Annotated in this window: 7 protein-coding genes and 2 pseudogenes; 7 read left to right on the top strand and 2 right to left on the bottom strand. The window is 74.4% G+C overall.

What is annotated here, in order from left to right:
* From BU198_RS01325 to BU198_RS01310, 4 genes and pseudogenes are all read left to right on the top strand, one after another.
* Positions 1–348: pseudogene (locus tag BU198_RS01325) on the top strand (MFS transporter); the annotation flags it as partial.
* A 128-nt stretch (positions 349–476) separates the two neighbouring features.
* Positions 477–1,841 (top strand): FAD-binding oxidoreductase, encoded by a 1,365-nt coding sequence (locus BU198_RS01320; RefSeq protein ID WP_188294938.1) that lies wholly within the window; start codon positions 477–479, stop codon positions 1,839–1,841.
* A 455-nt stretch (positions 1,842–2,296) separates the two neighbouring features.
* Positions 2,297–2,638, top strand: coding sequence for a hypothetical protein (locus tag BU198_RS01315; RefSeq protein ID WP_188294937.1), 342 nt, complete (start codon positions 2,297–2,299; stop codon positions 2,636–2,638).
* 560 nt (positions 2,639–3,198) lie between these two features.
* Positions 3,199–3,999, top strand: a complete 801-nt coding sequence (locus tag BU198_RS01310) for a pyridoxal 5'-phosphate synthase (RefSeq protein WP_223243759.1) — start codon at positions 3,199–3,201, stop codon at positions 3,997–3,999.
* A gap of 115 nt (positions 4,000–4,114) precedes the next feature.
* Here BU198_RS01310 and BU198_RS01305 read toward each other — a convergent pair whose 3' ends face one another.
* Positions 4,115–5,182 carry an EamA family transporter gene (locus BU198_RS01305; protein WP_223243758.1) on the bottom strand — a complete coding sequence of 356 codons (1,068 nt, stop codon included), beginning with the start codon at positions 5,180–5,182 and terminating at the stop codon, positions 4,115–4,117.
* Between the two features lie 152 nt (positions 5,183–5,334).
* Here BU198_RS01305 and BU198_RS01300 point away from each other — a divergent pair, with 152 nt between their 5' ends.
* The 3 genes from BU198_RS01300 (at position 5,335) to BU198_RS01290 (ending at position 9,397) form a co-directional block, all read left to right on the top strand.
* On the top strand, positions 5,335–6,207 hold the full coding sequence (locus BU198_RS01300) for a glycoside hydrolase domain-containing protein (RefSeq protein WP_188294936.1): 873 nt from the start codon (positions 5,335–5,337) through the stop codon (positions 6,205–6,207).
* Between the two features lie 46 nt (positions 6,208–6,253).
* A complete protein-coding gene (locus BU198_RS01295) occupies positions 6,254–7,504 on the top strand; it encodes a hypothetical protein (protein WP_188294935.1) in 1,251 nt (416 codons plus the stop codon).
* 231 nt (positions 7,505–7,735) lie between these two features.
* On the top strand, positions 7,736–9,397 hold the full coding sequence (locus BU198_RS01290) for a long-chain fatty acid--CoA ligase (protein WP_188294934.1): 1,662 nt from the start codon (positions 7,736–7,738) through the stop codon (positions 9,395–9,397).
* A 64-nt stretch (positions 9,398–9,461) separates the two neighbouring features.
* On the opposite strand, the pseudogene BU198_RS01285 reads toward BU198_RS01290, so the two are convergent.
* A pseudogene (locus BU198_RS01285) lies at positions 9,462–10,320 on the bottom strand (hypothetical protein); the annotation flags it as partial.

Genomic DNA, 10,320 nt, shown 5'->3' with positions numbered 1-10,320 from the left:
GTGGCGGCGGCGGCCGGGCTCGGTACGGCGTCGGCGGGGATCGCGCTGCTGGCGACGGCCGGGTGGCCGGCGGCGGCGGTGGTCGGCAGCACGGTGACGGGGCTCGGCTCGGGGCTCTTCGCCGGTCACCTCGGACCGCTGGTGCTGACCGGTGCGCCGCCGTCCCATCTGTCGCGCGTCCAGGCCCTGTTGACGCTCGTGCAGAGCGCGGCCCTGGTGCTCTCGAACGCTCTGCTGGGTCTGCTCGCGGACGCGGCCGGCGCCACCCTGCCCACCCTCCTCTGCGCCCTCGGCACCGCCGCTGCCGGTTTCACCGCCCTGGTCACCCCGGCCCTCCGCCGGGCCTGAGCCGGTCTGTGCCGGCCCGCGCCGCGGGCCCTCCCCTCCGCGCCTCGCGCCGTGGCCCACTTGCCCGGGTACCGGTCGGCGGGCAGAGTGCGGAGGTGGGGGCGGTCGGGCGGTGAGTGGAGGCGGCGATGAGTGATCTGACGGACCGACTGGCGCAGGGCCTCCCGGAGGGGGCGGTCGTGGTGGATCCGGACGTGACCGCCGCGTACCGCCACGACATGGCGGGCTTCTGCGCGGCCGGGCAGCCCGCCGTGGTGGTGTTCCCGGAGACGGTCGAGCAGGTGCAGCACGTGATGCGCACCGCGACCGGGCTGCGCGTCCCCGTGGTGCCTCAGGGTGCCAGGACCGGGCTGTCGGGCGCGGCGAACGCGGTGGACGGCTGTGTCGTGCTGTCGATGGTGAAGCTGAACCGGATCCTGGAGCTCGACCCGGTGAACCGGATCGCGGTGGTCGAGCCCGGCGTGGTGAATGCCGAACTCTCCAGTGCTGCACTGGAGTTGGGTCTTACGTACCCGCCGGACCCGTCCAGCTGGGAGTCCTGCACGATCGGCGGCAACATCGGCACCGGCGCGGGCGGGCTCTGCTGCGTGAAGTACGGCGTCACCAGCGAGTACGTGCTCGGCCTGGACGTGGTGCTGGCGGACGGGCGATTGCTCTCCACCGGCCGCCGGACCGCGAAGGGGGTGGCCGGGTACGACCTGACCAGGCTGTTCGTCGGTTCGGAGGGCACGCTCGGCGTGGTCGTCCGGGCGGTCCTGGCGTTGCGGCCCGCGCCGGCCCCGCAGCTGGCGCTGGCCGCGGAGTTCCCGAGCGCGGACGCGGCCGGGGCGGCGGTCTGCGAGGTGATGGCGCGTGGTCTGACCCCGTCGCTGATGGAGCTGATGGACGCGGTCTCCGTGCGGGCCGTCAACGAACTGGGGCGGATGGGGCTGCCGGAGTCCACCCAGGCGCTGCTGCTGGTGGCCTTCGACGGTCCGGACCGGGAGGCCGAGCTGGCGCGGGTCGCGCAGCTGTGCCGGGAGGCCGGGGCGACCGAGGTGGTGCCGGCCGAGGACCAGGCGGAGTCCGACCTGCTGCTGGCCGCCCGGCGGCTGGCGCTGCCGGCCCTGGAACGGCTGGGCACCACGATGATCGACGACGTGGCGGTGCCGCGCTCCCGGCTGGCGGAGATGCTGAACGGCGTCGCGGTGATCGCCGGGCGGCACGGGCTGACCATCGGGGTGGTCAGTCACGCCGGGGACGGCAACACCCATCCGATCGTCATCTTCGACGCCTCGGACGAGGAGCAGACCGCCCGCGCCCAGCGGTCCTTCGACGAGATCATGGCGCTGGGGCTGGAGCTGGGCGGCACGATCACCGGGGAGCACGGGGTGGGGCTGCTGAAGCGGGACTGGCTGGCCCGTGAGCTGGGCCCGGTGGCACTGGACCTGCAACGGCAGGTGAAGGCGGTCTTCGATCCGCTGGGGATCATGAATCCCGGCAAGATGATCTGATTTCCTCTGGGCCTTTCGACGCACCTCGTGCCTGTCCGCCGTTGTGGGGTCGGGGTGCCGTTCCGCCGGTCGGCGAACAGCTGAAAAAGTCGACATGGGAGGGTGATCGAACTTTTCAGGGGCGCGCTCGTGGTTCGCATGCGCCGGGGTGGTGTGCTCGGCGGTTCGTGCAGGGCTGACGCGCCGCTCTCCGGGACGCCACGATCGGCGACTGTTCGGGAGAAGCCCCAGCTCGATCGGGGTGTCTCGGCGCGCTGTCCGCTTTTCCGGGCGTTATGCGCAGCCCGGGTGGATATCACGCGAACGGGCGAAATCCGCTGTGTGAGCTAGCGCTTTGTCGATTTGTTGCGGAAGTCTGTCTTCTGGCGTCGCAGCCCGCAGGTGTTCGTCTGGCCGGCGAACCTTGCGCACCTTGATCGACCATTTGCGCGATGAACAGCTCTTGGAGGAATTTCATGGCTCGCATCCACACCCGCAGGGGGGCCGGGTTCCTGCTCGCCGGCCCGCTCGCGGCCGGTCTGCTGCTGATCGGTGCCGGTGCTGCGGTCGCCGACGACGGCGCGGGCGCCGAGTCCGGATCCGGGTCCGGGTCCAACGCCGGTGTGGCTTCCAACACCGGTACCGGCAACGTGTTCGGCGGGGTGGACGGCAACTACGTCTCCACCCAGCAGACCGCCACCGGCGCCGGTGCCTCGAACCAGGACAACACCCTCGCGGTGAAGGACAACACGGGCAACGTCCAGTCCGGCCAGGACAGCAAGAACGTCAACGTCGTCGTCGCCCCGACCTTCAACTGACCGCACCGACTGATCGACCGACCGATCAACTGACAGGCCGACACATCGACAGACCGACAGGCCGAGCAGCCGGATCACGGCACCGGGCACCACGGACGGCGGGGGCGCCGGACGTGGGCGGCCACGGGTGGGCTTGAGCACCCGCGGCGGGCCCGGAGCAGACCGGAACGGCCGGAACGGATACCGAGGACCGACGCATCACGACAGAGGGAACAGCGCATCGACCGGTCAGCGGAAAGGGTCACCGCGAAACCGGCCTCGTGGGCGGTGCCGCCATCGGCACCGCCCACGAGTGCGTCCGGTGCCCGATGTCCCCGGCGGCCACTGCGTCCGGTGCCCGACGCGTCCGCCCCGCCCGTCCGCCCCCCGGCCCGGATTCTCCGCCGCCGGCCCGGGATCACCCCGCCGACCGGCCCGGATCCGTCCACCGAGGGCCCGCGCCCGGAGCCGTCGGTGCACGACGGTACGGTTGCGCTCCGACAGCGCACCCACGTGCCCGGGCCCGGAAGGACCGGTCCGGCCGGGGCGGCGACCGCGGCAACCGGAGGGAAGGGCGCGCGATGGCGGCGGAGGAGGAGGGCCTGAACGGCCCGGGCGAGGCCGGGCCCGCACCCGAGTCAGGGGCGGTGCCGGCACCGGAGGCGCGTCCGGAGCAGTCGGCCGATCCGGTCCGCGAGCACCGGCCCGAGTCCAGGTCCGTCCCCGAGCTGCTGCTCGGCCGTCCGCCGATGGCCCGCCCGCTGCCGTCCTTCGACCACGAGGCCGCCCCCGCCGAGCCCGGCCCGCTGTTCGTGGACTGGCTCGCCACCGCGCTGCACGCCGGCGTGCTGGACCCGCAGGCCTTCACCCTCTCCACCGTCGACGCCGACGGCATGCCGGACGCCCGGGTGCTGGTCCTGCGCGACATCGACCCGGCCGGCACCGGCTGGAACTTCTCCGCCGCCGCCGACAGCCCCAAGGGCCGTCAGCTCGCCGACCACCCGGCCGCCGCGCTGACCGTCTACTGGCCGCAGCTCGGCCGCCAGGTGCGGGTGCGCGGCATCGTCGAGCGGGCCGCCGACCTGGTCGCCGCCGCCGAGTTCGCCACCCGCTCGCCCGCCGCCCGGGTCGGCGCGCTGGTCGGGCGGCAGAGCGAGTCGCTGGGTTCGCTCGCCGAGTACGACGAGGCGGTGGCGGTCGCCCGCCGCCGGCTGGAGACGCACCCGGACGCGGTCGCGCCCGGGCACGCGGTCTACACCCTCTGGGCGCACGAGGTGGAGTTCTGGCAGGGCGACGCCGAGCGCCGGCACGTCCGGCTGCGCTACACCCGTACTGGCCCGGTCAGCTCCCCGGAGTGGTCGCGCACCCTGCTCTGGCCGTGAGGCCGCGGCGCCGCACTGCCGCAGCACCGTGAGCTGAAGCGTCACGGCGCCGTGAGCCACGGCCTCACGGCGTCACGGCACCACAACGCCGCAGCGCCCCGAGGCCGTGGCCCCGTCACCGCCGCCCGGTCAGCGTGGCGCCCACGCTGGCCGCCACCACGCAGCCGATCCCGGCCAGCTGCGGCGCACCCAGCAGCTGGCCCAGCACCACCAGTCCGACCAGCGCGCTGACCGCCGGCTCCAGGCTGACCAGCACGCTGAACACCCGCTGTGGCATCCGTCGCAGCGCGGTCATCTCCAGCGCGTACGGGATCACCGGCAGCAGCAGCGACACCCCGGCCACCGCGGCGAGCAGCGCCAGGGGCGAGGCGTCGGGCGCGGTCAGCCCGTGCCAGGCCTGGCCGAGCCCGAACGGTGCCAGCGCCAGCGCGCCGACCGTCATCGACACCGCCAGGCCCTGGAACCCCTGGAAGGCCGCGCCGACCTTGTCGGTGAACAGGATGTACGCGGCGTAGCAGGCGGCCGCCCCGAAGGCGTACAGCAGCCCGACCGGGTCGAGCGACCCGCCGCCCTCGCCCTCGCCGAGCAGGGTCAGCAGGACCACGCCCGCGGCCGCGAGCAGCGCCCAGAGCAGGTGGCTGGCGCGCCGGGCGAAGACCAGGGCGACCGCGAGCGGGCCGAGGAACTCGATGGTCGCGGCGGTGCCCATCGGCAGCCGGTCGATCGCCGCGGCGAACAGGAAGGTCATTCCGGCCGAGGCGACGCCGAGCAGAGCGGCCGCGGCGAGGTCGCGCGGGCGCTTGTCGCGCAGCTTCGGCCGGGTGACGGCGAGCAGGATGACGGCGGCGAAGCCGAGCCGCAGGAAGGTCGTGCCGCTGACCCCGAGCGGGCCGAACAGCGGCTTGGACAGCGCGATGCCGGTCTGCACCAGGAACATCGCCGTCAGACAGAGAAGCGGCGCCGGGATCCGCTCCGGGCGCCGCAGGACCTTGCCGAACCGGCCGGTGGACCGACCGGGGTGGACTTCGGGTGGCGCCGCGGAGCCGGACGCCCCACCTCGTCGCCAGCTTCCCCGCTCGCCGGCAGGCTCGCCCTTGGGGGCGGGCGGCATGGCAAGGGCCTCGGCGACGGCGGCGGCCGACGACGAGGCGGCGGGGGTTTCGCTGGTATGGGAGGTGGGCATATTTGTGAGTTTGCCGTAAGGAGTGATGAACCGGCAAGCTCGTTACAAATATCGGGACGGATGCGGACGGGTGCGTCCGAAAGGGTGGACTCACACGGGCGCTGCGGCGTGGTTGCCGTGATCGTCCGACGGACCGTCAGTATCAAGGCGGGGTGCGCCATCTCCGCCTCGTCTCCCTCCTCGCCGCCGCCCTCGTGCTCCCGCTGGCCGACGACGGAACGGTCGTGCGCGCCGAGGCCGCCGTTCCGGCCGCCGCGGCCGCTCCCCGCATCCGGGCCGTCACGCTTCCGGACCGCGCCGGCCCGCCCCGGGCCCGCGGCAGCTGGGGCGGTCCCGCCTTCGACGCCTGCACCGCCCCGCCGCTCGACACCCTGCGGGCCTGGCGCGGCGCCTCCCCGTACGGGGCGGTCGGCGTCTACACCAGCGGCTCCCAGCGCGGCTGCACCCAGCCCCTGCTCACCGCGGAGTGGGTGCGCCGGGCGCGGTCGATGGGCTGGCGGTTCCTGCCGGTGCACGTCGGACGTCAGGCGCCGTGCGCCGACCCGAGTCACAAGCCCGGGCGGATCGACCCGGCGAAGGCCGTCGAGCAGGGCCGGGAGGAGGCGGGCGAGGCCGCCGGGGCGCTGCGCTCGCTTGGGTTCGCCAAGGGCAGCCCGGTCTACCTGGACATCGAGGCCTACCCGCTGCGCGACCCGCTCTGCGGTCAGGCCGTGGTCGACTTCACGCTCGGCTGGACCGCGGGCCTGCACGCCGCCGGCTACCGCTCGGGCTTCTACTCCAGCCTCGACTCCGGCATCGCGGACCTCGCGGCCGCCGCCCGGGCCGGCGGCTCCCCGATGCCCGACGCGCTCTGGTACGCCCGCTGGGACGGCAAGGCCGACACCGACGGCTCCGGAGGCCTCGCCCCCGACCTCTGGAGCTTCCACCAGCGCGTCCACCAGTACCACGGCAACGTCGAGGAGAGCTTCGGCGGCGCCGCCCTCACCGTCGACCACAACCACGTGGACGGGCCGACCGCCGACTGAGACCCGCAGGTAGGGTGACCCCCGGTCGAGCACGGGGGGAAGCGGCATGGCGAACGGCCAGGGGCAGGGGCACGGCGGCGCGGGCGGGTACGGCGCGGCACCGCAGCGGAACCCGTACGGACAGGCGCCGTACGGGCAGAACCCCTACGCGCAGCCGGTACCGCCGCCGCAGCCGTACCCCCAGCACCCGCACCCCCAGCAGCAGCCGTACCCGCCGCAGCCGTACCCGCCCCGGCAGCCGCAGTCACAGCCGCAGCAGGCCCACCCCATCGCCCAACAGCCGTACGTCGCAGCGCAGTTCGGCGCCCCGCCGCACCCCGGAGCCGGCCGCCCAGGCGGCTTCCCCGGCCCGGCCCCGCGCCGCAACCGCCTGGCCGTGCTGCTCCAGTTCCTCCTCCAGTGGATCTACGCCCCGCTCTGGGTCCTCGCCCTGGTGCTCCTCTTCGTCGTCCTGATCCTCGCGGACTACAACGGGGGAGGCCCCAGCTCCGACGGCTGGCTGAAGGTCAACCGCGGCTTCATCCCGCCGCGCCGCCTGCGGGCCGAACTCACCGGCCGCGCGGAGGACTGGGAGCGCTACGCCACCCCCGTCCTGGCCCGCCGGATCGCCGCCGCCGAGGCGGCGTACGCGGCCGGCGACGGCGAGGTACAGGCCGACCTCGGCCGGGTGGTGACGGCCGGGCTCGCGCTGCGGCTCTACCGGGGCCTCGGCGCGGACGGCGTCGTCCGGCTCGTCGAGCGGTACGGCTGGCACGGCGTGGCGTCCGGGACCGACGCCGGGCACGTCCGGCTCGCCCGCCACTTCCCCGCCCCGGCCGGCCCGGACGCCCCCGCCCCGCAGGACCCGCCCGCCGCCCCCGGCACCCCGTGGGGCCCGCAGCCGGTCCGCTTCGCGCCGCTGCTGCCCTTCGTCTTCCTGCTCCAGATCGTCTACGTCCCGGTGTACGGCCTGCTCACCTGCTGGGTGACCCGTCCCGAGCCCGACTACTGGGACCGCTGGGGCGCCCGCTGGACCGTCGGCCCGCGCGCCTTCCGCGCCGAGTTCACCGACAGCCCCGCCGCCTGGGACCGCCACATCCGCCGCATCCTCAAGCGCGACACCGACCGCATCCGCGCCGCCACCCGGACCCCCGACGGCAGCCCGGTGAGCCGCATCCACCTCAAGCGCGCCACCTACCGCGGCGCCGGCGCCCACCAGGCCCTGCGCCTCGCCGCCGAACAGGGCTGGTCCCTCGACCCCGCCTACACCCCCGACCCCGCCAACTCCCTCCGCCTCCACCGCCCCGACCGCCCCTGACCGCTCCTGACCGCCCCGGCTCCGGGCCACGGCGGTCGTCGGGCCGGCCCCGGCCCACCGTCCTCCCCGAAGCGGATCACGGAACCGGGACGAATCCGTGATCCGTGCAACGGGGCCGGGATACTGACAGCGGGGAGCGGGGGACGGCAGAATCGGGCAGGTCCGCGCGCATTACCGCCCGGTAGGTGCCCGCAGTCGCTGCCGCCAGTGCCGCCAGGTCAAGGAGGACCCGTGTTCAGCACGATGCAGGACGTTCCGCTCACCGTCGCCCGAATCCTGGAGCACGGGTCCACGATCCACGGCCGCTCGACCGTGACCACCTGGGACGGCACCGGACCGGTCGTCCGGACCTACGCCGAGGTGGGCGCCCGCGCCGCGCAGCTCGCCTGGGCGCTGCGCGACGAGCTCGGGTGCACCGACGAGAGTGTCATCGCGACGTTGATGTGGAACAACGCCGAGCACCTGGAGGCGTACCTCGCCGTCCCCTCGACGGGATCGGTCCTGCACACGCTGAACCTGCGGCTGCCCGCCGGGCAGCTGTCGTTCATCGTCAACCACGCCGCCGACCGCGTGATCATCGTCAACGGCACCGTCCTGCCGCTGCTCGCCGCCGTGCTGCCGGACCTCGCGCCGACCCTCAGGCACATCGTGGTGAGCGGCCCCGGCGACCGTTCGGTGCTGGCCGGCTTCGCGGGCGAGGTGCACGACTACGAGGAACTGATCGCCGGCCGGCCCACCGAGTACCCGTGGCAGCACGACATCGACGAGCGGCGGGCCGCCGTGCTCTGCTACACCTCCGGCACCACCGGGGACCCGAAGGGCGTGCTCTACAGCCACCGCTCGGTCTACCTGCACTGCCTCCAGGTCAACACCGGCGACAACTTCGCCTTCACCCCGCGGGACACCGCGCTGCCGGTCGTCCCGATGTTCCACGTCCAGGCCTGGGGCATCCCGCACGCGGCCTTCATGTCCGGCGCCAACCTGCTCATGCCGGATCGTTTCCTCCAGCCCAAGCCGATGGCCGAGATGATCGCCGCCGTCCGTCCGACCGTCAGCGCCGCCGTCCCCACCATCTGGGCCGGCCTGCTGGACGAACTCGACGCGGGCGACTACGACACCTCCAGCCTGCGGATGGTCGTCATCGGCGGCAGCGCCTGCCCGCCCTCCCTGATGAAGGCCTACGACGAGCGCCACGGCATCCGGGTGCTGCACGCCTGGGGCATGACCGAGACCTCCCCGCTCGGCTGCTTCGCCCAGCCGCCGGGCGGCCTCACCCCCGAGCAGGAGTGGCCGTACCGGATCACCCAGGGCGTCTTCCCGGCCTCCGTCGAGGCCCGGCTGATCGGCCCGGGCGGCGAGCGGATGCCGCACGACGGCGCCTCGGCGGGCGAGCTGGAGGTGCGCGGCCCGTGGATCGCCGGGGCGTACTACGGCGGCGTCGGCCAGGACCCGGTCCGCCCGGACGACAAGTTCTCCGAGGACGGCTGGCTGCGCACCGGCGACGTCGGCACCATCACCGCGGACGGCTACCTGACCCTCACCGACCGGGCCAAGGACGTCATCAAGTCCGGCGGCGAGTGGATCTCGTCCGTGGAACTGGAGAACGCCCTGATGGCCCACCCCGACGTGGCCGAGGCCGCCGTGGTCGCCGTCCCGGACGAGAAGTGGGGCGAGCGCCCGCTGGCCACCGTGGTGCTGCGCCCCGGCGCGACCGTCGGACTGCGGGAGCTGCGGGCCTTCCTGGGCGAGCGGATCGCCTCCTGGCAGCTGCCGGAGCGCTGGTCGATCGTGGAGTCGGTGCCGAAGACCTCGGTCGGCAAGTTCGACAAGAAGGTGATCCGGGCCGGCTACGCGGCGCAGGAGCTGGACGTCACGGTGCTCGGCAAGGAGTGACCACGAGGAGGGCCGGTCGCCCCCGTACGTACGGGGGCGACCGGCCCTTCGGCGTACCCGGGGGTCAGCCCGCGGCGGCGACGCCCGCCTCGCCCATCGCGCCGATCCGCCCGAGCAGGTCGACGATCCGGGACTGGACGTCCTCGCTGGTCGAGCGCTCGGCGAGGAACAGCACCGTCTCGCCGGTGCGCAGCCGGGGCAGTTCGCGCGGGTCGAGGTCCACCGAGGTGTAGACCACCAGCGGGGTGCGGTGCAGCCGGTCGTTGGCGCGCAGCCAGTCCAGCAGGCCGACCCTGCGGCGGCGGATCTGCAGCAGGTCCATCACCACCAGGTTGGGCTGCACGCTGCTGGCCCTGGCCACCGCGTCGTTCTCGTCCACCGCGTGCTCGACGTGCATGCCGCGCCGCTCCAGGCTGCTGATCATGGCGGCGGCGATGTCGGGGTCGCCCTCGACCAGCAGCACCCGCGGGGCGTGGTGCTCGCCGTCGCGCGGGGCGAGGGCGCGCAGCAGGACGGCCGGGTCGGCTCCGTACGCGGCGTCCCTGGTGGCCTGGCCGAGGCCTGCGGTGACCAGGACGGGGACACGCCGGTTGAGCGCCGCGGTGCGCAGCGACTGGAGCGCGGTGCGGGTGATCGGGCCGGTCAGCGGGTCGACGAAGAGGGCGGCGGGGAAGCCGGCGGCCTGGGCGTCCACCTCCTCGCGGGAGCGGACGATCACCGGGAGGTAGCCGCGCGACTGGAGGGCCTGCTTGGTGGCCGGGTCGGGCTCGGGCCAGACCAGCAGCCGCCGGGTGTTGGCCAGTTCGCCGGACGGGGCCGACGGCTGTTCGGCGGCGGGCCGCTCCTCGGCGGCCGGGAGTTCGGCCATCGGGCGCGGTGCCGGCCGCCCGGCGTCGGCCGGGACGGGCGGCTGCGGCGCGGCC

It is taken from the genome of Streptomyces sp. CBMA156, from assembly GCF_014596515.1.
Classification (GTDB): Bacteria; Actinomycetota; Actinomycetes; order Streptomycetales; family Streptomycetaceae; genus Kitasatospora.
The sequence above is the reverse complement of the archived record's forward strand: the minus strand, read 5'-3'. Positions and strand labels throughout refer to the sequence as shown.